The following is a 26,395-nucleotide window of genomic DNA, read 5'->3' as shown; positions in this document are numbered from 1 at the left end:
GGGAGAGACTGGGAAGGAGCAAGTTCTTTCTCCTCTGCACCTCTACATTCTTACTTCTTTATTTAAGATTCCCAGGCAAGAGTTCGCTTCACGGCTTGTTTCCAGGTGGCGAAGTTGGCTTTTGCTTGATGGTTGTCTGGGTTTGGTTCAAATATGCGGTCAATTTTTCTGTGGCTGACTAGTGCTGCATAATCATCCCAAAATCCTATGGCTAATCCTGCGGCAAAGGCTGCTCCTTGTACGGTGGTGTCGCGCATCATGGGGCGTGCTACGGGAATCTCTAAAATATCTGCCTGGAATTGCATGAGAAAATTGTTCTCACAAGCACCGCCATCTACGGTTAACTGTTGCATTGGGGTATTACAAGAGGCGTTGATTGCTTGTACTACTTCTAAAACTTGGTAGGCGATCGCTTCTAAAACTGCACGGACTAAATGCTGGGGTTGGACACTGGCAGTAATGCCAAAAAAGGCTCCTCTGGCGCTCATATCCCAATGGGGTGCGCCTAGTCCACTAAAGGCAGGGATAAAGTATACTCCACCAGTGTCTGTCACCTGATTTGCCATTGCTTCGGTTTCGGCGGCTGTTTTAATTAGTTTGATGCCATCACGTAACCATTGGATACAAGCGCCACTAGTAAACATACTACCTTCTAAGGCATAACCCATATTTAAAATATTGCTTTGGTTTAGTTGTGTCCAAGCCACTGTGGAAATTAGCTGTTGTGAAGAACGCACAATTTGTGAGCCTGTATGCGCTACCAAAAAGCTACCAGTGCCATAAGTACATTTCATAAAACCAGGGCGATCGCAGCCATGACCAAACAAAGAAGCCTGTTGATCTCCTAAGATGGCGGTGATGGGAATTTCCGCACCTAGCAGAGTACTATCGGTAACACCAAATTTCCCTAAGCTGGGCTGAATAGAAGGTAAAATCTGAGCCGGAATTTGTAATATATCTAGTAATTTTTCATCCCATGTACCAGTTTGCAGGTTCATTAACATTGTGCGACTGGCGTTGCTGTGGTCGGTAGCATGAACTTTACCGCCTGTAAGTTTCCACAGTATCCAGGTATCAATTGTGCCTGCTAAGACGTTGTGGAAGTTAATGTCAGGACAATGGTCTAATAGCCATTTCAATTTAGTAGCTGAGAAATAGGCATCGATAACTAAACCAGTGCGATCGTAAATTTCTTGAGCATAGCCCTGTGCTTGTAATTGATGACACAGAAAAGCCGTACGGCGGTCTTGCCATACAATGGCCGGATGTAGAGGTTTACCCGTACTTTTATCCCAAATTAAACAAGTTTCTCGTTGCACAGTTAACCCTAATGCTGCAATTGCTGATGGTGTGATTTGAGCATTTTTAATAGCGGTTTGCATCACCCAACAAGTATCACGCCAAATTTCCTCAGGGTCGTGTTCCAACCATCCCGCCTGAGGATAATATTGTGTAAGTTCTTTGTATGCTTGCCCAATAATCTCGCCGTTTATATTAAATACAAAAGCCCGATTACCAGTTGTTCCTAAATCTAATGCTAGGATATAGCCTGATGATGTTTGCATCTGAAAAAATTCATACTATATTGCTTAAACACCATATTCCTACATCATCTGCCAATCTTCTCGAAGTATCCCGTAAATTAGCACCTCATTTCCCAAAATTTTTGTTGTCCCTTGCAATTTTGCCCCTAACTTTTGGGCAACTCGGATAGAAGCAATATTCTCTGGAACAATTAAATGAATTACCTGGGACTGGTTTAAATCCTCAAAAGCATAATTAATAGCGGCTTTTGCACCTTCTGTAGCCAAACCACATCCCCAAAAAGCCTGGCGTAAACTCCAGCCAATTTCAAAACCTGGCCAACCCTCTGGTTGCCAACAACCAATACGACCAATTATTTCCCCACTTTGACGTTCCTCAACCGCCCACATTCCATAACCCCGTAGTTGCCAGTGACCAACAATCATGGCCATATTTCGCCAAGCATCTTCACGTGATAGAGGTTTTCCCATACCGATGTAGCGCATAACTTCTGAATCACCACACATCTCGGCATAAGCATCAAAATCTGCTGCACACCATCCACGCAGAATCAGACGTGGAGTATCAACTTGAGGAACCAACATATCAAAATTACGAATTAAGTAAGTCGGCGAGAAAAAATCAAACTATGTTAAGCAATATAAAATAATTAAAATTCATTTCGTAGTAAGGGCTACCCTACGGGTTCTGCGAGGCAGTACAGCCCTTATTTGAGGACTAAAGTCCTCACTACAAACCTTTAATTATTTACTTCGTCCTAGTTACGAATTATGAATTATGATATATTTTTTGGCATCAAAACTAATTAAACCCTGTTGTTGTAATTTGCCCATCAATCGGGTAATTGTGACTCTGGTAGTACAGCAAGCACTAGCAATATCTTCATGAGTAAAGCGTACAGTTAGGCGAGTTCCTTCTGCTACAGGTTCACCTATTTCTTGCTTTAACAGTTGCAAGAGATGGTGCAATCGTTCTTCTACTCGCCGTCTACCAGTAATGGCTAACAAAGATTCAGTCTGCTTTAAACGTTGATTGATTTTTGGTAATAGAGTATGACTCAGTAAGGGATCTGTGGCTATTTCTGTCACATAAATTGAGACTAATTCTACATCTGACAGGGCTGTGGCTTGATAAATAGGTAATGAGGTCATGTTAGAGCCAAAAACCATATCTTGACTAGCTAGTCCTATTAATATTTCTTCGCCGGTTTCACAAAAGGTACTTAATTTGACTAAACCCTGACGAACATACCAAATTAATAAGGGATTGAGGGAAATGGTATCTCCTTTAGGATGTTTATGTATAGGACGATCCTGACTGAGATCATGTTCATTGTTGAGTAGTTCAAATTTTTTTCGCTGACGCTGATTGATATCACGTAACTGCCAGCGAATAGAGTTTACCCTACCTTGTTGATTGCGAACTACTGCCACTGTTAAGGCCGCGTTAAATAATTCACCATGATTTTTTTGTAAACTGACAACTAATTCTTTAAATCGATCCGATTGGGATAGGTGGTTGAGTTCCAGGCGAAAAGGTTGCCTTTCTTCGGGGTTGACAAAGTTAACTATTGATGTGCCTATCAACAACTGTCGGGAAACGTTAAGCAATTTAGCTGCGGCGAGATTCGCTTCTTGGATAATTCCTTCGGCATTTGTGACTAAATAGCCGTCGGGGGCTAACTCGAATAAATCTTGGTAGCGTTGGCGTTCTACTTCTAAAAAATTGCGTGTTTGGATGAGTTCTTCGTTTTGCTGATAAAGTTCTTCTGCCGCTAATTGCACCATTTTTGAAGTGCTATAGAGTTCCTTAAATGCTTGCGGCAATAGTTCAGGCGGAATCCAAGGCAGAACGCTAGCTGTTTGATACAAGTCTGCTAAACGGCTATGTAATACTTCTGTTCTTTGGATAAATTGTTCTATATTCACCTTAACTTCCCTCTACTTGCTTGCAGAGGTTGAGCCAAAATTTTACTATATCCATCATGTGAGAAATTTCATCACTCTTGCATCTGGCAGGTGATAGAACTTGCAATAAACTGCCATTGCTGTCCACATGAACTCTGAATATGCACATATATTCTAGTGTTCTACTAATTTTTGAACCTACCACGAAATCGGTAACTCAGTACTTTAGTTACTAAAATGTTGCAATTAAATTTTAATTATCATTCATCTCCAGTGGCTAATTGATGATATGTATTTACATACATATTTCCTGGTAAAACTTGATATTTCGTCATAAAAGCTTATTTTTATCTTTGGTGGGACAAGTCTGAATATTTAGCTAAACGCCCTCAGATCGTCAAGATTTTTGACAAAATCGACGAATAAATCAAAGTTGTGATTAAGGAAGATATTCAATAAGCTGGTATGGTAGGTAACTTCTAAATCTCTAACAGAGAGACAAAGGCTATACCAATAAAAATGGTAGTTCTGATAAAAATAGGACTTACGCACTCGCTACGAAAATTAAGGCATTGAGATTGCTTCCCTACGGTCGCAATGACGAAAATACGTGGTTGGTTACGTAAGTCCTGAAAAGGATTTAGACCAAGTTGTTTTTATATAGCATCTCAGTACTAAAACTTATCTTTGTGAAACAGCTTTGTGTTGATTATTTCCATTCTTCATTAAGATAACTATTATTGTTTTCTTTAACTTCCACCTCCAGAGTCAGTTCATTACTAACTCAGACATAGGGCACAGTTCACGTAAAATTGTGTTACTGAATACAATTATTTTATGGCTCTGGCAGCAGTTTTAAAGGTCTTTTTGGGGAATATAGTGATTTGTACGACAATAAATTTATCAAAATATGGGACTTCTCAATCACACAATAAGTCCAAAAGTGTATAGAAAATTACGTAAAATCTTAATAATTATTAGCAACTTTAGTTAGAGAAAAGTTAAGAATTTATTTGCTGTATTTGTAGGTAAGCATAACAGCTGATCAACGCGCGAGGTCAAAGGAGTGATCAACACAGTGTGAAATTATCGCTGCTGATCATTCCTCTTTCTTGTTTTTTCGCTCGAGTTACAGATGGGATTTATCTATATGGTGTATTGTGCGTTCCTAAACAAACTTGTTCGTAACGTTGACCAGCAATTTCCCAGGTAAATGCTGTTTCTACTAGTTGTCTACCGTTATCAGACAATTGAGAACGTAGTTGTGGATGATCGAATAGTTGACTAATGGCTTTGAGATACTCGGCTGGTTCGTTGGCGCGTAATGCTCGGATGGGAGTATCTGCACCATCTACAGCTAGTCCTTCTAGACCGCGATCGCTTGCTACTATGGGTATACCGGCAGCCATTGCTTCTAAGGTTTTATTTTTAATACCAAATCCTGTCCGCATGGGGACAACACAGACGGTGGCTTTGTGTAGGTAATCTACCATTGAAGGCACACTCCCTGTGACATTAACTCCTGGTTTTTCTTTGAGTGCTAAAACTTCTGGAGTTGGACGAGAACCGACAATATCAAAGGTGGTATCTGGATAAGATTTTTGAATTTCGGGTAAGACTTGGTTGACAAAAAAGCACACAGAATCAATGTTAGCTAAGTTATCCATAGCACCGATAAATACTAATTTATGTCCTCCCGGATCATTGGTACGGTTGGGAAATGTTTCTAAGTCTACGCCATTAGGAATTACCGTAATTTCACTGTCAGGGTTAAATGCTTGCAGTTGAATTTTATCTTCTTCGGTTGTCACTACTATTGCTGAGAACTTAGAGCAGTATCTTTGTTCATAACGTCGTAGTAAGGGTAAATTAATTTTATCTCGCAAGAGATTGTCAGAAACCCCCGTGGCTATCTGGTTACGACAACTACCATAGACAGAACTATGAATATTGACTATGGTTTTGAGAGATTTCTGGAAATGCGATCGCACATAAATTTCATTGACGCTATGCTCGCAGGTAATCACATCATATTTTTTTACTTGCACTGCGTCATCAATCCATGCTTGCATCTCGCTGGAATAGCGGTTAGTCACACTAGGTGGCGTTCCCTGAAGCAGGAATTGGCCCAAGCGCTGCACTTTTTTCCAGGGATTTGTCGCTGTACCGTCATCTATTGGACGATTAAAAACCACCAGATGCTCTACACAATCCCTTAAACTGGTTATTTCCGCATCTATAACACTGCGATCGTGTTGAGTTACCAAGGTGATCGCATGACGTTGACTCAAATATTTTAGTAAATTAAACGTCCTGACTTGAGTTCCTCCCCGTGTTGGTGGATAAGGGAAGGTAGCCGAGAGTATCAAAATATTCATAGAAGTAAATCAAACGATGATACACATACCATGACCTGATTTAAGACTGGATGTCATCATAAATATCTCTTATTCATTTTTTTGTAAAGTTTTCATAAGTTCCTGATAATCAAAAGTTCATCACTATATTCACAGCTGATATGTTGCTTTTATCGTGAAGTATACGTAAAGATATAACTGTCATCAGTAATTTTTTCAGTTAACTAGGATTTAGCAAGATGAAACCCTCCGGTATTTATACCCTTGCCAATGATGCTGTATTTGATCAACTAGTCGCTTTGCTCAATAGCATTGAGGTTAATGTTAGTGGAGACATTCCAGTATGTGTAATTCCGTATAATGACCAACTAGAGCGAGTACAACAGGAAATCAAATCTCGAAAAAACGTCACTCTGTTTGATAACAAGGAATCTATCCAGCGCTGGGATAATTTTGCTCATGAAATTTGTACAGTGCATCCAGCCTTAAAGCAAGGAAATTCATCACGAAACACTTGGTCTCGTACCCCCTTATTAAGAAAGCTATGCGCTTATGATGGGGAATTTGAAAAATTCGTGTTTTATGATGCTGATAGTTTAGCTATGAAACCAATAGATAATCTATTAGAACAACTAGATAATTATGATTTTATTTTTGACGATTGGGAACATAAAAAATCAAGAGAAAAGGCAGCTTTAGATTTATCGGTGATAGAAAATGCTGGTTTATATAAAGAAGCAGATGTAATTCCTAAGTTACATTGTTCTAGTTTTTTTGGTTCTAAGAAAGGGATTTTTGCTCCATCTGAGCTAGAATTTCTCAAAAAATTATTAATTGAAGACAATGAAATTCAGTGGCTACGGGAATGGTATTTCTCAGATGCGTTTTTGTTTTGCTACATGACATTGCGGTGCGATCGCCCGTTATTTAACTATACACTTAGCCCCAATGGTCAAGATAGAACAGGTAATTGTGCCAATGCAGACCCGTTTGTGAACATTAACAATGTTCTTTATAACCAAGAAAAATTAAAACCCATTTTCCGGCTGCACTACATGAATTATTCTGCTACCGATTTTGCCCGATTATGTCGAGGAGAAGATGTAAATATTCGTTATCGAGATGAGTTTCTGCACTATCGCTTTCTCAAGAATCCAGAGCAAAAGCCACAACAATTAAAAGCACCTAGCTTGATGACAAAAAGTAATCGAGTTCTCAATAAAGTAGCAAAAAAAATCACAGCCAGTATATTTTAAGCTGAGGTTTTACAGCAGATTGAAACTAAATTACTCTCATCCAAAATTTAGATTCACTGCTGTTAGGTGTATGAATTAATAACCATTCAAAATTCATGCACAAAATATTTGGTGTTTTTTGTATGTCAATAAAAAGATAATTTAGCTACATTCGAGGTATCAAATGTTAGTATTTATCATACCGCTCAAAAGCAAAAAAATTTGCCAGTCATGGGACAATGTATGTAAATTATTTGAGAGAACAGTAAAATCAATTTGCAATCAAACTACAAATAACTTTAAAGTAATTGTTGTTTGTAACGAAAAGCCAAATATTGAATTTACCCATCCTAATATCACATATATTGAGCGTGATTTTTTCATACCAGTACTAGATTGGCGAAATAAAAATTTAGATAGAACACGTAAACTAATTACTGGTTTAATTTATGCTAAAAATATGGATATCAAGCCCACACATGTTATGTGTGTTGATGCTGATGATTGTATAAGTAAGCATCTAGCTGCATTTGTAAATAGTCATCCTCAAGCTAATGGATGGTTCATCAACAAAGGCTACATTTATTATGATGGTAGTCAATTCATACGCAGTATGAGAAAAGGATTTGATCAATACTGTGGAACCAGTAATATAGTTAGACTTGATTTATATAATGTACCAGAAAGTATTGATGATCTAACTGATAATAAATATGTAGATTATATATTTGATTACTATCGTCATCGAAAAATAACAGCTACCCTAGCACAAAAAGGTAAAGCATTAGAACCTCTACCTTTCGCGGGTGCTATTTATACAAATAATGGCGAAAATAACTACTTTGGTATTTTAGATAAAAATAAGTCAATTAAACTCAAATCAAGAATTTTGCGGGCAAAAGCTTTATTAGATTATCGATGGGTAACACAATCAATACGTGAAGAATTTAAATTGTACAATTTCATGACAATAAACTAAATAAATTATTTAGTGAGTGAGTGTACGCGTATTTACTTAAAATTTACCAATATATACAACGGTATGACAGTAAAACTACAGTTTAAAGTTTATGTTAAAAAAGTATAGCGGTTACTAGACAACTGAAAACATCAAAAGATGATAAAACGCTAACGCCAAGAGATTATCAAACCTGTTGCTTGTTGTCTGTTACTAGTTATATGTTTAGTAAATTTTTTTTATTATGCCTAAAGTTAGTGTTTGCATTCCTACGTACAACCGAGAAAATTTGCTACCTTACGCTGTCAATAGCGTGCTAGCCCAAACTTATACAGATTTTGAACTAATTATATGTGACGATGGTTCTACAGATGATACTTCCCAAATAGTCAGTCAATGGGATGACCAACGTATTCGCTATGTTAGACAGCCTGTAAATGGTGGACGTAGCCGCAATATGCGCGCTGGGTTTGAGGCTGCTTGTGGTAGCTACTTTATCAAATTTGATGATGATGATGCTCTGACTCCTGAATTCTTAGAGAAAACTGTGGCGATTTTAGAAGCAGAGCCGAGTATAGATTTTGTTTGTACGAATCACTGGATTATTAATCAAAACAACGAAAGAATTGAGTCAGCAACTCAGGAAAATTCTAGTAAATGGGGTAAAGATAAACTCGCACAAGGAGTAATTTCTGACTTGCTCAGAGAAACTTTTTTATACCAAAGCTTACAAGTAGGTTCAACTTTATTTCGTCGAGCTGCTTTAGCAGAGATTGATTATATGCGTCCCCAAGCAGACGGATGTGAGGATTTTGACTTACTAGTACGGTTAGCGATCGCTGGTAAACAGGGGTATTTTCTGCCAGAATTTCTCATGGAATATCGTTTTCACGGTGGACAGACTAGTTTGAAACAAAACTTGCACTTTTTATCTGCAAAGGTTTTCTGTATCAGTAGTTATCAATTCCCCGACGCAGAGTTAGAGAAACTGCGATCGCAGAAATTAGCGGGTACACAGCGCGCTTTGGGTTTAAGGCTAATTGAAAAAGGTGATAGTGTAGAAGGGCGTAAATTATTACATCAGTCTACTGAGGTATTGGGAAGCGATCGCAAAGTTATGCTTGGTCTGATGCTATCTTATTTACCAATCAGTTTACGCAAGTTAGCTTTACAGATGTTTCGTCAAGCTCGTCCTAAAGACTACACAGAGCAAGTGCGAGAAGCTACTATTTAATATTTTTTTATTTAGTAAATTTACTGAGACTGGGGAGTTGTTGGGGTAATTTGATTATTGGAACCTAGTCTTAGTTGATTGGTGATCCATATTGTACCAAGAACTAAGGCGATGGATATTGCTGCTGCGATCGCTATACGATTATTCTTCCAAAGACTGAGTTTTCCTTGTTTATAAGCAGTACTGGCTATCCTTACTTCATGTTTAGCCTGTTCCAAAATTGATTGGAGAGCATTAATTTGTTCATCTTCTAGTTCTGCAAATTTATCTTGTCTAAAAACATTTTCTATAATTTTTATCTTTTCTTCTGAAGAGACTTGATTGAGTTCGTTCCTCACAACTTCATAAGGATTACTTTGTCTTCCAGGTCGTGAAGTTGGATTAAGTTTTGTTGGCGGATTAAGAGGGGGATCTTGGTGAATATTATTTTTTGTCAGTCTATACGGGGTATTTGGAGTTGTCGGCTTAGATACTGGAGTTTGAGGTGTTCGAGGCGGAGTGTTTACAGGTTTAGATACTGAAGCTTGAGGTGTCCGGGGTCGAGTAGGTGTAGGCTGAGGAATACTTATGTGATTGGTCTTCAATGACCATTTATAGTCACTGTCTTGCACAACTAAATGCTTCAATGAACTGTATAAGTAATGGTTTACTTCACGTTTTTCAACTCCGAGCATATTAGCAATTTTAACTGCTCTTAGTGGAGTTCCTTGCTTTAATATTTCAAATATTTTGGATTCCAGTTTATCCATAATTTTAATGAAATATCATAAAATCACATAGCAGCTTCAGAAAAACTGTCTATAATCTTAAGCATTGTTTTATCACCTAAGCCTTTAATACGTTCAACAACATTACTAAAGGATGTAAAATTACCATTAGCTTCTCGTTCATTGACAATTTTTTCAATTATTTGAGTTTTAACGTTAACACGTTTCAACCTAGAAACTAGCTCATGTAATTTTAAATTATTAAGTGCTACCAACGGTTCCATTGGTTTGGGAATCATTGTTTCGATTGCATTTAATCTATCATTAATTTTTTTGATTTCATTTCTAAAATCAGTTTGTAATTCTTGAGTATAATTATCAAAGCGAGATTCAATATTTGTCATGCGAGATTCATTATTAGTAACTCTCAAGTCTATATTTGTTGAAAGAGTTTGTTGACTATCTGAATTAGTGGATGCACTACTAGAAATAAGAGATTTCGATTTTCTAAATAACTCTACTTGCTTCGTTAAAACCTCCTCATTTTCTGGTTCAATAATAAATACACTAATCATTTCACCTTTGCGAGGATCTATTTCTCTAGCTCTAGCAGCAGCATAAAATTCAAAGGCTCCATCTACTAACTCATATGATTTTAGACTGGTTCGACGAATTACTATAGGGTTAATAACTCCTTCAGATTCCAAAATAGACTGAGCAGCCTTTTCTAACTCATCATCTGAAAAAAGGGAGCGCGGTTTGGTGCAAGAAATTTTTTTGACTGCTACCAGTGAAGTAGATAATTTCATTGAATTACAATCCTATTTTTTGTAATACTTCTTTGGCTAGTAATTCAAACTCTTGTGCAGATATTGAATCAGGTTTAAAGTCCAAAACAGACATAGGATCTGGTATTTCTATATCTCCTACAATCAAAACTTTTTCTGCACATTTAGCCAAATCATCTCTTTCATAAATTACAGTATCCATCATTGTAATATCATACCTTTCTGGAATTTTTTCCATGCGTTTTCTCAAGGTAGATTGTACAAACTTATGATTTGTCGATATTTTAGAAGCAAGAACTCCTAAGATTTCAATAGGTGGTTTTCTTACTTGTTTTCTAAATCCATTAATAGCTTTTACAAAATCTTTAACGTTTGTCAATCCTTGATTTGCAAAAGGTTTTAAGTCTGATGGAATAATGAGATAATCTGTAGCAATTAAAGCAATTTTGGCATACAAGTTCAAAGAAGGCGGTGTGTCAATCAATACAACGTCATACTGGTCTTTTACTTCCTCCAGTTTTTCAATGAGTATCAACCTACTGTAGTCTAGTGCATTCAGTTCAGTTTCTTGTTTTATCAAATTTATATGTGCAGGAAGTACCTGAATTCCTGGGTCACAAAAATCTGATTTTCTGGAAATTTCTGAAACTGGAAAGAAATCCTCTGTACTTAGTATATGAAAAACATTAGAATCCTTAATATCATCAAATTCTTCATCATCAAATTTCACTAAACCAGTTGCAAATGTAGTATTAGCTTGACTATCAAGGTCAATTATCAATACTTTTTTACCTTTTTTACGAATCGCAGCAGCTAAATTAACTACAGTTGTTGTTTTACCGACACCACCTTTATTATGGTAAACCGCAATTATTTTCATTTTATTTTGCCTCTTATTTTCCAGATTAAAATCATTATCAAATATTTTAATATTTGATTTTTTTAATAACTGATTTTCTTTTAAAATTTCCCTACCAATGAGTTTTTCAATTTCCTTTATTTTCTCCTCAACTTCCTTTCCTAAACATTGAAATACCAAAATAACATCATATTCTAATTTTTCATAAATTCTGATTTCCTTACCATTAGTCAGCAACCCATATCTAATATTCAACTTTGTTAAATAATGCCTGAGCCGGGATACATGATTATTTAAATTTTGTTTAGGATGCTTTGCCTCCATCACCACACTCAATGGTGAGTTTGCATCTAAAACTAAGGGAATTACTTGTGCAGCAAATGCTAAGAAATCTAAACGGATGCTACCCAGTGCAACCTCTTGATGCCAGGTATCAGGAGTATAACCTAGCTGTGGTAGTAAATATTGCACTATAAGTTTGCTTTCTACTTCGCTTTCATTACGGCAAAGCTCAGGATTAAAAGGCAAGTTCTTTACCTCTAAACAGAAAATTGAGTTAAGTAAGAAATACTTAATGTGTGTTCTATTATGCCACAGCCTCAATTATTTCAGCCAAAATAGTTACTTATTTTTATGTATAAATATCAAATTATGTATCGTAATATTACTTAAAATAGAAGTTTATAAGAAATCAAATAAATCTATTCCCAGATTTATTGAGAGACAAATGTTACTGCCAGAATTACACAATTCCAGCATAGTTGCTATATACTCTATCGAGGCAATATTGCGGATACAACTTTTAACGTTCCGGAAAATATTAAATTTACCAGAAGTTTCAATTGTTCAACACGGGTGTACGCTACCTAAGTGGGAAAGCGTCATCAGAGGAATCAACCAATGGGATATGTAATTGCTACTGCAAATATGAAAGGCGGCGTTGGTAAAACCACCCTCACCGTCAACATCGCTACTTGTTTGGCTAAAAATCATGGTAAGCGAGTGCTTGTCCTGGACTTAGACAGCCAAATCAGTGCCACACTTAGTCTGATGTCGCCTTTAGACTTTGCCAAACGTCGCAAACAACGCAAAACATTTAGATATTTAATAGACCAAGTTATTAATCCAGAACCAGAAGCAACACTGACAATTCAAGATATTATTCACGCACAGGTTTGTAATCTCCCTGGACTAGATTTATTACCGGGAGATATTGACTTATATGATGAGTTTGTGGTGTCAGAAATGCTGCATCAACAAGCCACTGCTTTAGGTGAACAGGACTTTGAAACAGTTTGGAATCGCTTTGAAAGGGTCTTGATAAATAATATTTTGAAACCTGTGCGCCAAGAGTATGATTTTATTCTTCTAGATTGTGCGCCTGGTTATAATTTATTGACTCGTAGCGCTTTAGCTGCCAGTGATTTCTACATTTTACCTGCTAAACCAGAACCTTTATCTGTAGTGGGTATTCAACTGCTAGAAAGACGCATTGCTCAATTAAAAGACAGTCACGAACAGGAAGCAAAAATAGATATTAAAATGCTGGGAATTGTTTTCAGTATGGCTAGTTCTAATTTGCTAAATGGTAGATATTACAAACAAGTAATGCACCGGGTTGTGGAAGATTTTGGTGTAGAAAAAATTTGTAAGGCACAAATACCAGTTGATTTCAATGTAGCTAAGGCTGTGGATAGTTTTATGCCAGTTGTGTTAAATGCTCCCCAATCATCGGGTTCTAAAGCATTCTCTCAGTTGACTCAGGAATTGTTGCAGAAGTTATAAGGAACTAGAAGGGGAAAAGAACGAGAATATTTCCATCCTTTGGGAAGCCACAGAAGCGTATAACTTTCTTCCATTTCCAAGAAGTTTTCCTTTTTGTGGCTGACATCTTTAATTTAAATTCCAGAAGCATCAGTATTAATAGTTATGATTACGGGAGGTAGTTGCACTCTAGTTAACTTTAAATATCAGTGCATAGACTCTGAGCGTGAATCACTTCAACATTGCTAGGAAATTCCAAGCGGTCTAAAGACTCTGTAAAAAACACAAAACCTTTGTATGCTGTGACATACTTGTAGATTTTGGTGAAATACCCTTCACTTGTGAAAATTACTAGTGGTTGCTCCATTTTGGCAATAAGGCTCAAAAAATCTGCTAATTTTACGCATACGCCAGTTCCCCGCTCAGTAAACATTCTGCCGCCAATGGCAGTAGGTTGAGCAGTATCACCACTGTAATAGTTCATTTTGTGCTGATTCTTACATATAATTTACAGAGGTATTTTAAACTTTTGACTTAATTGCTTGCTGTGATGCTTGTAACGACTGAGGTAAACTCCAGTCTGGACGTAAGCTAGCAGCTTGGCGCAAATAAATATGATTAATTGGTGTAGAGGCTGGCAGATAAGCGTGGATGAGAAACCGAATGCAACGCTGTAAGCTACCTTCGACGTGCATTTGCTGTACATCCAACATAGCAACATTATCCCAACCACAACGCGATCGCGCGATCGCAGCGGGAAAAACAGCATCCAAATCGCGTGTCACGGAGAAAGTCACACTAATCATCTCTTCTGGTTGGAGTTGATTTCGTTGTTCTAGTTCATCTAGTAGTTCTGTCACCGCTTCTCTAATCGCTTCAATATTATTTTCCGAAACAGTTGTCGCTCCACGAATAGCCCTCATTTGCCACTCCACGCCAAAATCCTCCTTAATTAGTCATGAGTCATGAGTCATGAGTCATTGGTCATTAATGAAAAACTATTGACCAATGACTGTTAGTTCTTTATGGTCGATATAACCACAGTGGTAGACCACTAGTAGACATTTCAAATTCCAGCCAATCGACTCCCGCCCCTAGTCCAGACGAAATCTGACGACTTCCAGGAAGAACGCGACTCAATAAAGGTTTACGTTCTTCTAGGGTATAGCAAGGTGTTTTATCAGGATCAAGACCAACCATTTCTGCTGTCCAACAACGCGCATCTTCTTCGGTTCCCAGACGGTCTACAACACCCAATTCTAGGGCTTGCTGTCCGGTAAATATCCGACCATCCGCGAAACTTTTCACAGTTTCGACTTCCAAAGAACGCGCCTCGGCTATTGTGTGGACAAACTGTTGATAACTGATGTCAATCAATTCTTGCAAGATGCCTTGTTCTGCTTGAGTCAGTTCCCGGTCAAATGCCAAAATATCTTTGTAAGGGCCAGACTTAATTACCTTAAACGAAACACCGACTTTTTCCAGCAGGCGTTCCAAGTTATTGCCCCGCAAAATTACACCAATACTCCCGGTAATTGTACCAGGGTTAGCTATGATGTGTTCAGCACCCATACCAATGTAGACACCGCCAGAAGCCGAAATATTGCCAAAACTGGCGACAATTTTCATTTTCTTGCGTAACCTTTTCAGGGCGCTGTAGATTTCTTGAGAATCTCCTACTGTACCCCCAGGGCTATCAATGCGTAGAAGTAAAGCCGGAAACTTTTTCTCTTCTACGGTTTTCAAGGCTTCTAACACGCGTTTGCGAGTAGAACCTGCGATCGCACCAGTAATTTCAATCCGGGCAATTTGTTTACGAAACTTGGATTTAAAAGGCCAAACCATGAGCAGTTCAAAAACCTCTATAATACACTCAATATAAAATGGCCAGCAGTCAAACGACCTAATTTGCTCTGTTGAGAAACATCAACAGGTGTTGTGCCATCTAAAATCTTAATTAAATTTTTATGTTTGGCAAAGATGTTTATCTGCTATGGTCATACCATGTTGATATAGCCTTTTCAGGTTTAAAAGCCAGGAAAGTTGCCTAAATTACCCATTGCTAAACCGCAAATAGCTGAACATAGCACCAGCTAAAATTGCCACTCTTCCGCAGTTATGCCTTAGAAGCACAGCAGATCTTTATCTGAGACTTAATTTATAAAAACAGCCTAAATTTAAAATAATATCCAGCAACAATAATTCCTGCCTAGTATAGATCTAGCAGGCTATTAGCTATGTCCTAAATTTTGCCAAACCTATTCTTACCGCTTAAGAGTCTATGCGTAAAATTTGACAACGGTAGTAAGCATAACTATCAAACAGCGCCCCGACAAAACTACAAGTCGAACTAATGATGAGTAGTCCATGCAGGGGAGTCCCGCTACCGAAAATGGCGAGAAAATGTATGATTCGAGTAGCGCTGGACTCAGCCGCCGCTTGTAAAGCCGGAACATGACCAATGAGTGGTAAAACAAAGACGACACCACCGACCAAGAGCATGGGAGCGGCAAAACTAAAAAGCATGGTTAGCAGTAGGGAGCGAAGAAAGTTAGTGAAAACAGTCATTTATAGAAAGCTCCGTAAAGGAAGTGAACAATAACTAAAAAGTCATATGTCATCTTCCACAATACGTGCGATCGCTCCACAACAGACGATATGTCAAAAATCTTAAGTTTTCATTAAAATAAACAGCTACTTTTCACATTCAATTATTCGAGCCTTAAAACGGCTAAAAACCTCCGAAAAGATTATCAAATAAAGCTTTTAGACAATGTAGTTTCGTAAAGATGCCACATCACAGGTCTTATCGCCGCTGATCTTTCTGAGATGAGGTTTAATTTAAGTTAATGTTTCTGCTAGGAATTAGGGGCTAAGGACTAGGCTTCGCCGTGAGCGTCAGCCGTTAGTGTATGTAGCTTCCCCAAGGGTACGGGGCTAGAGGCTAGGGACGAAGAAGAAAGTTTATTCCCCATTCCCCTACCAACAGACATCCGCTATCCTTAATGCAGTTACCTAGTTAGCTACAAAACATTGAGTGAGACTACATCCAAATCCAGTTTAGGGGCATGGAGTCAGCGACTGCTGGCAGCGATTTTCTTAGGTGGACAAGTAATAGTTCACCTACTGAGAGGCAAAATTAATTGGCGCAACACCATAGAGCAAATGGCAGCCGTTGGCCCAGATTCACTATTTATTGCCTTGTTGACAGCTGTATTTGTCGGCGCAGTGTTTACTATTCAAGTGGCGCGGGAGTTTATCAATTTTGGTGCAAGTAATCTTGTAGGGGGAGTGCTGGCGGTAGCATTGACACGAGAATTAGCGCCTGTACTCACCGCGGTAGTTTTGGCAGGACGAGTTGGTTCTGCTTTTGCCGCTGAAATCGGCACCATGAAGGTGACTGAACAAATTGATGCTTTGTTGATCTTAAAAACAGATCCCATTGATTACCTCGTTATCCCCCGCGTACTTGCGTGCTGTTTAATGCTGCCCATTTTAACCCTTCTGTCTTTGGTGACAGGAATTTTAGGGGGATTGATTATTGCGACCAATGTATATGATATTGCCGACACAGTATTTCTAGATTCAGCCCGGAATCTTCTGGGGATTTGGGATATTTGTACTGCCTTAATTAAGGCGTGTTGCTTTGGCTTATTAATCGCCGTTATTGGTTGCAGTTGGGGCTTGACGACTACAGGAGGAGCCAAAGGCGTGGGACAATCAACCACTACCGCTGTGGTTACTTCTTTGCTGATTATATTTGTTAGCAACTTCTTTCTTTCATGGTTGATGTTTCAAGGAACCGGCAGTGCCTTGATACAAGGATTATGAGGAGGATGAGGAAAGTATTTTCATTCTTATCCCCTTGTTCCTTTATCCCCTACTCTCCCTGCTCCCCTAGCTTCTAAAATAGGAGGGACATCTATTAACAAAACAGGATTTGCAACTGTGACCAGTTCATTTGCGCCTCAATCTACATCAACGGTGGAACTTAAGCCTAGCTACAATATCCCCATATTTTTGGTGATTGCTGCCATTCCATTACTGGTGGTGCAACCTTGGGTGGGAGCGGTAATTGCTTTGTTAGGCTTGTTTCTTTTGTTTCAAACTGTAACGATACGTTTGCACTTTACGGCTACAGACTTAGATATTTACAGAGGCGAAAAATTACTGCGGCGTTTTCCTTACCAGGAATGGCAAAATTGGCGTATCTTCTGGAATAGAGTTCCTATCCTGTTTTATTTTAAAGAAATTAACAGCATTCACTTTTTACCGATTTTGTTTGACCCCAACACCTTAAAATCTTGTCTAGAACAACGTTGTCCACGTATATAAGTACTGGGTAGTGGGAAATTTAGACTGTATTTCAAAAAGCTATTTATTTGCATCATAGGAATTGCATTATTGTTTATGAACCCAGAGGCATCTCAAACCCCAGAACCAATTGATGAGTGGTTGGAGCAAATACAAGCAGAAAACCCTAAGGTTGACAATTCAGAAAATTCATCTGTAGAGTCAGTCCTGGAAACAGAAACGGAAACTTTATCTGTGGACACACAACCAGATAATGAGTCAATGACTTCTCCTACAGAAGTACCAGATTCTGCAACTGAGTCCACAGAAGAGTCAACTGTGGAATTTTCAGTGCAGTTAGCCTCAGAAACTCCTGTACCAGAGTCAGAAACAAACTTAGAACCAGATAATTCACTGTATACTCAAGCAGAGCAGCGAGTAGCAGATTTACAACGCACCGAAGCCGCCCTGAGGGAAGAAATAGCTAACCTGCAAGCTTTATCGAAAACTCTTCAGGCACAATTAAGTGAAACTCAAAGTTCAATGGGACGACTGGTGCAAGAGTCGCTGGTGCAGTTAGAACAACGCAAACAAGCCCTGCAAATTTCTGTAGAACAGCTAGAACGCCGTCAAGAACGCATCCGTAACGAAATGCGAACCACGTTTGCGGGAGCATCTCAAGATTTGGCAATTCGTGTCCAGGGTTTTAAAGACTATCTCACCGGGAGTTTACAAGATTTAGCAGCAGCAGCAGAACAACTGCAATTGATGCCATCTGTCGTAGAACAAGAAGTGCCAGTGATTGTCAAACAGGAACGACCGACTGAACTCCAGCCAGGAACACCGCAATTTGCCCAACAACAGTTTCAAGATACTACCAAAAAAATTCGCCGCTTAATTGACCAATATCGCAGCAAACCAGATTACTATGGCCCGCCCTGGCAACTGCGCCGCACCTTTGAACCTGTCCATGCTGAACGTGTCTCTAATTGGTTTTTCAGCCAAGGGGGACGAGGTGCTTTGCGGACGATGGGTAGCCGCTTGCAGAATATTTTGGTTGCTTCAGCCGCGATTTCGATCCTACACAGGTTATATAGCGATAGCGCCAGCGCTGACTTGTCAGTTCGCCTCCGCACTTTAGTATTGGCTAATACACCGGAGCGCTTAGGCGAATGGCGGCGCGGTTTACAAGACTGCTTAGGTATAGGTCGCCCAGATTTCGGCCCCGAAAGAGGCGTGGTATTGTTTGAAACAGCGGAAGCTTTGGCACAGAAAGCAGATAGATTGGTGAAAGCTAATCAAATGCCCTTAATTATCATTGATGATTCGGAAGAACAAATCAGTTTGGTAATGCTGCAATTTCCTTTGTGGTTAGCCTTTGCTCCCGACCCCAAAGTCATGAGAAATTATAATGATGACTTTTAAGTAAAGTGGGAGTGGGGAGTGGGGAGTGGGGAGTGCGAAAAAAAGGGGTAATGGGGAAGTTATTTTCCCAATGACTCATGAACAATATTAAATATTACAGTTTTTAACTTTTTATGGCTATTTGGCTCACTTTATGCAGTGTGACTTTGGTTGTAGCTTATCTCTTGGGTTCTTTTCCTACCGGCTACATCACTGTGAAGCAGTTAAAAGGTATTGATATTCGAGAAGTTGGCTCAGGTTCCACTGGTGCAACCAATGTGTTAAGAACTTTGGGTAAAGGGCCAGGAGCGATGGTTTTAGTTGTGGATTGTTTAAAGGGCGTATTAGCGATCGCTCTTGTTTACTGGTTGTTTAGCTTTGCCTCTATACAAAATTTTATCCCGGCAACGGTAGATGTTAACCTATGGCAACCTTGGATGATTACTTTAGCTGGAATAGCCGCCATCCTGGGACATAGTAAATCGATTTTTTTAGGCTTTACTGGAGGAAAATCAGTTGCTACCAGTTTAGGAATTTTATTAGCGATAAATTGGCAAGTAGGTTTAGCCACAGCAGGTGTATTTGCCGTTATTGTAGCTATATCGAGGATAGTATCTTTGAGTTCTATGGCTGGTGCGATCGCTGTTGCTTTTTTGATGGTAATTCTACATCAACCCTTGCCCTACATTTTGTTTGGTATCGCTGGCGGTTTGTATGTAATTTTGCGTCACCGTAGTAATATTGAGCGACTGCTGGCGGGAACGGAACCCAAAATCGGGCAGAAGTTAACAACAGAATTAGAACAAAGTGGTTAGCTAGGGATTAGGAATTGGGCGATCGCCTCAGCACTCAGGTTGCTTTTTCTATACTTTTATAGAATGAGAATATAGTGTCATCAATACTTTTCCTCTAAATGAGGTACATTACTCTAGCCCCTAGCCTTTAGCCTCTTTCCCCAATAAACACTGTATTACAACACTTAAATAAACATAATTTCCCATGACCACTTCTAAACGCCGCTACCACATTATTACCTTCGGTTGCCAAATGAATAAAGCCGACTCTGAGCGCATGGCTGGTATTTTAGAAGACATGGACTTTGAGTTTATAGAAGACCCCAATCAAGCAGATTTAATTCTCTACAATACTTGTACCATTCGTGATAATGCTGAACAGAAAGTATATTCTTACCTCGGTAGACAAGCCAAGCGTAAGCATGAACAGCCGGATTTAACATTGATTGTCGCTGGTTGTGTTGCCCAACAAGAAGGCGAAACTCTGTTGCGGCGAGTGCCAGAAATAGACTTGGTGATGGGGCCACAACACGCCAATCGTCTCAAAGACTTGCTAGAAACCGTGTTCGAGGGTCAGCAAGTTGTGGCTACTGAGGCGGTTCACATCATGGAGGATATCACCCAGCCGCGACGGGATAGCAAAGTGACCTCGTGGGTGAATGTGATTTACGGCTGTAATGAACGCTGCACTTATTGCGTAGTGCCTAATGTGCGGGGTGTAGAACAATCTCGTACGCCGACAGCAATTCGCGCAGAAATGGAGGAGCTAGGACGACAAGGTTACAAAGAAGTGACCCTACTCGGTCAAAATATTGATGCTTATGGCAGAGATTTACCTGGTGCAACTCCAGAAGGTCGGCATCTGCACACACTCACGGATTTGCTTTATTATGTCCATGATGTGCCAGGAATTGAGCGGCTAAGATTTGCTACTAGTCACCCTCGTTATTTCACGGAGAGATTAATTCAAGCTTGTGCCGAGTTACCCAAAGTGTGCGAACACTTCCACATTCCTTTTCAATCTGGAGATAACGAAATTTTGAAAGCGATGTCGCGGGGTTATACCCACGAAAAATATCGCCGGATTATTGATACTGTTCGCCGCTATATGCCTGATGCATCAATTAGTGGTGATGCCATTGTCGGCTTTCCAGGAGAAACAGAAGCACAATTTGCAAAGACTTTGCAACTGGTAGAAGATATTGGCTTTGATTTATTGAACACAGCCGCATATTCGCCACGTCCTGGAACACCAGCCGCTATCTGGGAAAATCAACTCAGCGAAGAAGTGAAAAGCGATCGCCTACAAAGATTAAACCATTTAGTCAACGTCAAAGCCTCTGAGCGATCGCAGCGTTACATGGGACGCGTTGAAGAAGTGTTGGTAGAAGAGCAAAACTCTAAAGATCCTACCCAAGTAATGGGACGTACACGCGGTAATCGTTTAACCTTCTTTACTGGCGATATCAATGAATTAAGAGGGCAGTTGGTACAGGTAAAAATTACCGAAGTCCGCGCTTTTAGCTTGACAGGCGAACCTGTAGAAGTGCGACAAGCCGTGCCAGTTTAATCATATGATTCTAGCCTGCGTAGGCAGGCTTAGTTTGTATAGCCCCAGACTTCCAGTCTGAGGGGCTGTTTTATTGCGGAAAATAAGCAATAATCATTGCTACCTCAGGGTGACTACGAGCGATCGCCTCTGGTGCATGACCGAGCAGTGAAAATAGTTGTGTCTTCTGTTCCACAGTGCCATTTAATACTAGTAAGTCGTTGGTTGTGAGTAACCGAGAAACTTGGCGAACAAAATTACCTCGCACCTGTTGAATTGGTGTATCAGCGGGAATATCAGCATTAGTTAAATCAACCTTGGCTCCTCTAACTGGGACTACTTGTAATAGTTGTAGAGATGCTTTGAGTTCCGTCGCCAAACTTTTAGCTAATTGGATACTCTGCCCAAAAGAACTAGCGTAAGTTTGCTGGGTAGTGAATGCCAAAAATACTCGATTTGTATGCTCAATTGGTAGTGGGAATCGACTGACTAAAACGGGTACTGAGCTACGTTGAACAATTTTGTCAATGACACCACCAAATAAGTTTTCTTGATATGTAGAGTAACCTTTCCAACCGCAGATAATGACACTGGCTTGTTTTTCTTCTGCTACGCGGGCAATACCTTTATCAATCGATTCGTCAATTCGCCCAATGGAGGTGACATCAACAACCGCAGCATGAGCAATCATTTCGGCGGTTGATAGTAATTGGTTTTGTCTGGTTTTATCTTCTAGGGAAATGGGGGCACTTTTTTCTAGTAAAATATGCAGCGGTAATAAAGTACCCGTAGATGATTTTGCTAATAAAATCGCCAACTGAAGCAAGTTGTCTTCAGTACTCGGGTTAGCAACTGGAACTAACACGCGATCGCCTATATTTGCTGTCTGCGGAGTGGTAATAGTGGTTTCTCCGGGCTTGAGGTTTTGTCCCCACTGATTTGTAATCCAAGGAGAAGCAATGCAGGTAACTAAAATCATGGCGATGGTGCCGTTGACTGTTAATTGGTCAACCAACTCAATATTAAAAGCAACTGTAATCGCCGCCAGAGTCGAGGCTGCTTGCGCTACTGATAGTCCAAACAGCACCATAATGTTGTCAAAGTTGAATCCAAATAACTTACCTACACCCCAAGCCGGAATGAATTTGGTACCAACAGCAGCAGCCACCATGACACCTGATACTACTAGGGCTTGCGGTTCCTGAATCAGAATTAAGGGATTCACCAACATGCCTACAGAAATCAGGAAAAATGGTACAAATAGCGTATTACCAATGAACTGAATCCGATTCATCAAGGGGCTAAGGTGCGGTATCAGTTGGGTAATGGCAACACCCGCTAAGAAAGCACCAATAATCGGCTCAACTTGAATTAATTCGGCGCCATAGGAAACTACAAATAAAGTAGCTAAAACAAAGGTAAACTCTGCCCCTTCGTCGTGTCCAAAGCGCTGAAAAAACCAGCGTCCCAAACGCGGTAGTCCCCAAAGTGTGAGGAAGGTGTAGACAATCAGTGAAGGAATCAAGGTTAGCCAAAACTGTAAGGTTAAATTACCTTGATGCGCCCTTACCACCACTGCTAACACCAACAACGCCAAAACATTGGTAATTAACGTCCCTCCCAGAGTGGTAGTCATCACCTGAGAACGCATAATTCCCAGTTTGCTAGCTACAGGTAGCGCCAATAGGGTATGAGAGGCAAAACAGGATGCCACCAAAACAGCTGGCAACAAACCGTAACCAATGGCCATCATGGCTCCCGTACCCAAGATCATCGGTACGAGAAAAGTAGCCAGTCCAAAGAGAACTGCCTTATCAGCGTTATATTTCAGGTCATCTAGGCTTGTTTCCAGCCCGGCCATGAACATGAGAAATAACAAACCCACTGTGCCCAGCAGGATAATCGTGCTATCTCGTGCCAACAGTCCTAGTCCATTTGGCCCGACTATGACCCCAGCCAAAATTAATCCTACAATCCCAGGTAGGCGAATTTTTTCAAATAACAGGGGGGCGATGAGCATAATCCCCAAAATCATCAGAAAAACCGGTACCGGTTCTTTAATGGGGGTGGATATTAGGGTAGTCATTAAAAAGTCAGTCATACTCTGCCCTCAGGTTGCGATAGCCTCTGGTTTTTTAGCTGTTTTTCAGGCACTATAGTTAGTTGCACTGACTCAAATATTAGTACCTTCTGAAAACTTCAATCGCATTGACAGTGTTGAAATACGTATTTTGTACTTAAGTATTGGGTATGAGCGACTAAAGACTGGGGACTGGCTAATCCCTAGCAGCGCGTTCAAATTAATAACAATATTAATTTTACCAACGTTAAATGTTAAGTCAGTTTAAAGTTAGAGATATTATTTTTCAGTAAATTGCCCCTGAGATTTAAAATATCAAAACTCCTAGAATAAATACACTAACTAAAGTTGTATTTTTCTATGAAAATTTGCTCTCAAAGTTTGGCATTTTTAAGTTATACTTGGGGACTTTTAACAATTAATTTTGTTGCTTCTCTGCCTGCTCAAGCATCAATTGTTTGTGAACCCGGAACAATTAGTCATTATGCCAATAACTCACTAGCAACTTGTGTGCTTGGCCAAGACATGACAGTACAGCTATCTAGTTCCAGTTCAGGGACATCTAATTTTTATTGCCAAGCTCAAAGATATATATCTTTTGATGATCAAGGGCAGTTTCAAAGTTGCCAGCTTGCACAAGATATTCAAATTAGACAAGGTAACTCTATACAAACATGTCCAGCCGAATATAGAGTATATGTTTCAGTTTCCACTAATGGTATGACAACAATTAGTTGCAGCCCTCATTAATTACCCATAAACCAAACTGCTTGGCTTTAAAAATCCCATTAGATATAGAAGAGTGGGAAAATAACCCACTCTTTTTTCATTAACTATTAACTAAACAACAGCCGATAATTTTTGCTGAAAGAAAGCTGCCATAACTCTTTCGGCTATTTGACGGCTAGTTAAACCTAGTTCTGCCTTAGATTCATCTGGTGTAGCATGGTCGACCAATATATCTGGCACACCAATACGCTTCACTGGAACTACGACATCAGCATCTAGTAAGGCTTCTGCCACCGCAGAACCGAAACCGCCCATCACACAGCCTTCTTCTAAAGTGACGACACGGCCGATTTGTTTCGCTAAAGGCAAAATCAATTCAGTATCCAAAGGCTTGACAAACCGGGCATTGATCACAGTTGCTTGAATGCCATGTTCACTGAGAATTTCCGCCGCTTGCATACTCGGATAAACCATTGTGCCGTAACCCAGAATTAACACATCATCTCCGTGGCGGAGAATTTCGGCTTTCCCGATTTCTAAAGGTTCCCAGCCTTCTTCCATCAAAGGCACACCGTAACCGTTACCACGAGGGAAACGCATAGATATTGGCCCACTAGTATGGTTAATACCAGTCACTATCATGCGTTGCAGTTCGGCTTCGTCTTTGGGTGCCATCATCACCATGTTAGGTATGCAACGTAGATAGGCAATATCATACATACCTTGGTGAGTAGGGCCATCAGCACCAACGATACCTGCTCTGTCTAGACAAAAGAACACCGGCAGATTTTGAATACAGACATCATGAATGATTTGGTCGTAACCCCGTTGCAGGAAAGTGGAATAGATAGCTGCCACAGGGCGCATCCCTTCAGATGCTAGTCCCGCAGCTAGGGTGACAGCATGTTGTTCGGCAATACCGACATCAATATATTGATGAGGTAATTTGGCTTGCAGCTTATCTAAACCTGTTCCTGTAGCCATTGCTGCCGTAATCCCAATAATTTTGGGGTTTTGTTCGGCCAGTTTGACTAGGGTGTGAGAAAAGACTTTGGCATAAGCCGGGGGTTTGGGTTTGCTGGAGGGAACAGCTTTGCCTGTTGTCAGGTTGAAGGGACTTTGAGCATGATAGCCTACTTGATCTTTTTCGGCGATTTCATAACCTTTACCCTTGACTGTAATCACATGTACCAATACTGGCCCAATGATTTCGTGTGCCTGTTGGAAAGTGGTGATTAATTCTTCTAAGTTATGCCCGTCTACTGGCCCGATATAGGTAAAGCCTAATTCTTCAAAAACTGCACCGACTTTAGGCACAGCTAAACGCTTCATACCTTCTTTGATGCGTCCGAGTTCAGGGGACAGGGACTCACCAACAAAAGGAATTTGTTTAAGCTGTTCCTCAAGATTCTCCTTGATAAACTGCACCGGTGGACTCAGGCGCATTTTGTTGAGATAACGGGGAATCGCCCCCACATTGGGAGATATGGACATTTCGTTGTCGTTGAGAACAACCAGCAGGTTGGTTTTGGGCATGTGTCCTGCATGGTTGATAGCTTCTAAAGCCATACCCCCAGTTAAAGCACCATCACCAATGACAGCGACTGATTTAAATTTTTCCCCTTTCAAATCTCGCGCTAAAGCCATACCCAGTGCTGCGGAAATACTGGTAGAAGCATGTCCGGCGCCAAAGTGATCGAACTTGTTTTCGCACCGCTTGAGATAACCTGCTACTCCGTTTTTTTGCCTGAGAGTATGAAAGTTACTGTAGCGTCCTGTAAGTAATTTGTGGGGATAAGCTTGGTGTCCTACATCCCAAATGACTTTATCCCGATCCAAGTCCAGCGTTTGGTAAAGCCCCAGTGTTAACTCGACAACACCCAAACCAGGCCCCAGATGTCCTCCACTTGCTGCTACGGTTTGTAGGTGCTTGTCTCTAATCTGACGGGCAATTTGTTGCAGTTGCCGGATCGACAAACCATGCAACTGGTTAGGATGGGTGATTTCACTCAGATGCATATTATAGGGTGTTCCTCTCTAAACTCTACTTCTAGCATGATTTGATTTTCCCACGGTGGGGATGTCTCCAGAATTATCGGCAAGCAACTTAACACTGTAGTTGGGGAATGGGAATTAGGCACTGGAGACATGGGGAAAAATCACTTATATCATTCTCCCTTATTTCCCTAATT

The 26,395-nt window shown here is 40.1% G+C and carries 23 protein-coding genes; 10 read left to right on the top strand and 13 right to left on the bottom strand.

The genetic code is table 11. From position 1 onward, the window contains the following. Nucleotides 1-62 precede the first annotated feature (62 nt). From glpK to ACM0OT_RS03610, 4 genes are all read right to left on the bottom strand, one after another. Nucleotides 63-1,565 (bottom strand): glycerol kinase GlpK, encoded by a 1,503-nt coding sequence (glpK, locus tag ACM0OT_RS03625; protein ID WP_414562793.1) that lies wholly within the window; start codon nt 1,563-1,565, stop codon nt 63-65. 39 nt (nt 1,566-1,604) lie between these two features. Beyond that, complete coding sequence (locus ACM0OT_RS03620; protein ID WP_414562791.1) at nt 1,605-2,129, bottom strand: GNAT family N-acetyltransferase; 525 nt, start codon at nt 2,127-2,129, stop codon at nt 1,605-1,607. 177 nt (nt 2,130-2,306) lie between these two features. Further along, on the bottom strand, nt 2,307-3,473 hold the full coding sequence (locus ACM0OT_RS03615; protein ID WP_414562789.1) for a PAS domain-containing protein: 1,167 nt from the start codon (nt 3,471-3,473) through the stop codon (nt 2,307-2,309). A gap of 1,121 nt (nt 3,474-4,594) precedes the next feature. Further along, entirely contained in the window at nt 4,595-5,830 is a 1,236-nt protein-coding gene (locus ACM0OT_RS03610; RefSeq protein WP_414562787.1) for a glycosyltransferase family 4 protein, read from the bottom strand. 218 nt (nt 5,831-6,048) lie between these two features. On the opposite strand from ACM0OT_RS03610, the gene ACM0OT_RS03605 reads away from it, so the two are divergent. The 3 genes from ACM0OT_RS03605 (at nt 6,049) to ACM0OT_RS03595 (ending at nt 9,236) form a co-directional block, all read left to right on the top strand. Next, nucleotides 6,049-7,065 carry an Npun_R2821/Npun_R2822 family protein gene (locus tag ACM0OT_RS03605; RefSeq protein WP_414562786.1) on the top strand — a complete coding sequence of 339 codons (1,017 nt, stop codon included), beginning with the start codon at nt 6,049-6,051 and terminating at the stop codon, nt 7,063-7,065. Between the two features lie 163 nt (nt 7,066-7,228). Then, a complete protein-coding gene (locus tag ACM0OT_RS03600) occupies nt 7,229-8,023 on the top strand; it encodes a glycosyltransferase family A protein (protein WP_414562785.1) in 795 nt (264 codons plus the stop codon). 223 nt (nt 8,024-8,246) lie between these two features. Beyond that, complete coding sequence (locus ACM0OT_RS03595; RefSeq protein ID WP_414562783.1) at nt 8,247-9,236, top strand: glycosyltransferase family 2 protein; 990 nt, start codon at nt 8,247-8,249, stop codon at nt 9,234-9,236. A gap of 20 nt (nt 9,237-9,256) precedes the next feature. Here the strand turns inward: ACM0OT_RS03595 and ACM0OT_RS03590 are convergent, their stop codons facing one another. The 3 genes from ACM0OT_RS03590 to ACM0OT_RS03580 form a co-directional block, all read right to left on the bottom strand. Continuing rightward, complete coding sequence (locus ACM0OT_RS03590; protein ID WP_414562781.1) at nt 9,257-9,910, bottom strand: hypothetical protein; 654 nt, start codon at nt 9,908-9,910, stop codon at nt 9,257-9,259. Between the two features lie 98 nt (nt 9,911-10,008). Then, nucleotides 10,009-10,752: a ParB N-terminal domain-containing protein gene (locus ACM0OT_RS03585; RefSeq protein WP_414562780.1), complete on the bottom strand. Its 744-nt coding sequence runs from the start codon at nt 10,750-10,752 to the stop codon at nt 10,009-10,011. A gap of 4 nt (nt 10,753-10,756) precedes the next feature. Continuing rightward, the gene (locus ACM0OT_RS03580; protein WP_414562779.1) at nt 10,757-12,118 is read right to left on the bottom strand and encodes an AAA family ATPase; all 1,362 of its coding nucleotides are present in this window, start codon (nt 12,116-12,118) and stop codon (nt 10,757-10,759) included. Nucleotides 12,119-12,490: 372 nt separating this feature from the next. Between ACM0OT_RS03580 and ACM0OT_RS03575 the strand changes: the two genes are divergently transcribed. After that, complete coding sequence (locus ACM0OT_RS03575) at nt 12,491-13,375, top strand: ParA family protein (RefSeq protein WP_414562777.1); 885 nt, start codon at nt 12,491-12,493, stop codon at nt 13,373-13,375. Nucleotides 13,376-13,553: 178 nt separating this feature from the next. Here ACM0OT_RS03575 and ACM0OT_RS03570 read toward each other — a convergent pair whose 3' ends face one another. The 4 genes from ACM0OT_RS03570 to ACM0OT_RS03555 all read right to left on the bottom strand — a co-directional run bounded on the left by ACM0OT_RS03570 (nt 13,554) and on the right by ACM0OT_RS03555 (nt 15,922). Continuing rightward, a complete protein-coding gene (locus ACM0OT_RS03570) occupies nt 13,554-13,838 on the bottom strand; it encodes a hypothetical protein (RefSeq protein WP_414562775.1) in 285 nt (94 codons plus the stop codon). 37 nt (nt 13,839-13,875) lie between these two features. Further along, complete coding sequence (aroH, locus tag ACM0OT_RS03565) at nt 13,876-14,289, bottom strand: chorismate mutase (RefSeq protein ID WP_414562773.1); 414 nt, start codon at nt 14,287-14,289, stop codon at nt 13,876-13,878. Nucleotides 14,290-14,377: 88 nt separating this feature from the next. After that, nucleotides 14,378-15,199, bottom strand: a complete 822-nt coding sequence (sppA, locus tag ACM0OT_RS03560; protein WP_414562771.1) for a signal peptide peptidase SppA — start codon at nt 15,197-15,199, stop codon at nt 14,378-14,380. 426 nt (nt 15,200-15,625) lie between these two features. Beyond that, nucleotides 15,626-15,922 (bottom strand): hypothetical protein, encoded by a 297-nt coding sequence (locus tag ACM0OT_RS03555; protein WP_414562769.1) that lies wholly within the window; start codon nt 15,920-15,922, stop codon nt 15,626-15,628. 465 nt (nt 15,923-16,387) lie between these two features. Between ACM0OT_RS03555 and ACM0OT_RS03550 the strand changes: the two genes are divergently transcribed. The 5 genes from ACM0OT_RS03550 (at nt 16,388) to miaB (ending at nt 21,415) form a co-directional block, all read left to right on the top strand. Then, nucleotides 16,388-17,185, top strand: coding sequence for an MlaE family lipid ABC transporter permease subunit (locus ACM0OT_RS03550; RefSeq protein ID WP_414562767.1), 798 nt, complete (start codon nt 16,388-16,390; stop codon nt 17,183-17,185). Nucleotides 17,186-17,302: 117 nt separating this feature from the next. Then, the gene (locus tag ACM0OT_RS03545; protein ID WP_414562765.1) at nt 17,303-17,689 is read left to right on the top strand and encodes a DUF3119 family protein; all 387 of its coding nucleotides are present in this window, start codon (nt 17,303-17,305) and stop codon (nt 17,687-17,689) included. A gap of 75 nt (nt 17,690-17,764) precedes the next feature. Further along, the gene (locus ACM0OT_RS03540; protein ID WP_414562763.1) at nt 17,765-19,072 is read left to right on the top strand and encodes a DUF3086 domain-containing protein; all 1,308 of its coding nucleotides are present in this window, start codon (nt 17,765-17,767) and stop codon (nt 19,070-19,072) included. Nucleotides 19,073-19,185: 113 nt separating this feature from the next. Next, a complete protein-coding gene (gene plsY, locus ACM0OT_RS03535) occupies nt 19,186-19,866 on the top strand; it encodes a glycerol-3-phosphate 1-O-acyltransferase PlsY (RefSeq protein ID WP_414562761.1) in 681 nt (226 codons plus the stop codon). A gap of 184 nt (nt 19,867-20,050) precedes the next feature. Beyond that, nucleotides 20,051-21,415, top strand: coding sequence for a tRNA (N6-isopentenyl adenosine(37)-C2)-methylthiotransferase MiaB (miaB, locus tag ACM0OT_RS03530; protein WP_414562759.1), 1,365 nt, complete (start codon nt 20,051-20,053; stop codon nt 21,413-21,415). A gap of 70 nt (nt 21,416-21,485) precedes the next feature. Here the strand turns inward: miaB and ACM0OT_RS03525 are convergent, their stop codons facing one another. Beyond that, nucleotides 21,486-23,495 (bottom strand): cation:proton antiporter, encoded by a 2,010-nt coding sequence (locus ACM0OT_RS03525; RefSeq protein WP_414562757.1) that lies wholly within the window; start codon nt 23,493-23,495, stop codon nt 21,486-21,488. 339 nt (nt 23,496-23,834) lie between these two features. On the opposite strand from ACM0OT_RS03525, the gene ACM0OT_RS03520 reads away from it, so the two are divergent. Continuing rightward, nucleotides 23,835-24,224, top strand: a complete 390-nt coding sequence (locus ACM0OT_RS03520; RefSeq protein ID WP_414562755.1) for a hypothetical protein — start codon at nt 23,835-23,837, stop codon at nt 24,222-24,224. Between the two features lie 90 nt (nt 24,225-24,314). Here the strand turns inward: ACM0OT_RS03520 and dxs are convergent, their stop codons facing one another. Beyond that, the gene (dxs, locus tag ACM0OT_RS03515) at nt 24,315-26,222 is read right to left on the bottom strand and encodes a 1-deoxy-D-xylulose-5-phosphate synthase (RefSeq protein ID WP_414562753.1); all 1,908 of its coding nucleotides are present in this window, start codon (nt 26,220-26,222) and stop codon (nt 24,315-24,317) included. Nucleotides 26,223-26,395 lie beyond the last annotated feature (173 nt).

The organism is Anabaena sp. CCY 9613, assembly GCF_963920895.1.
GTDB lineage: Bacteria > Cyanobacteriota > Cyanobacteriia > Cyanobacteriales > Nostocaceae > Cyanocohniella.
This window is presented reverse-complemented; position numbering and strand designations above follow the sequence as displayed.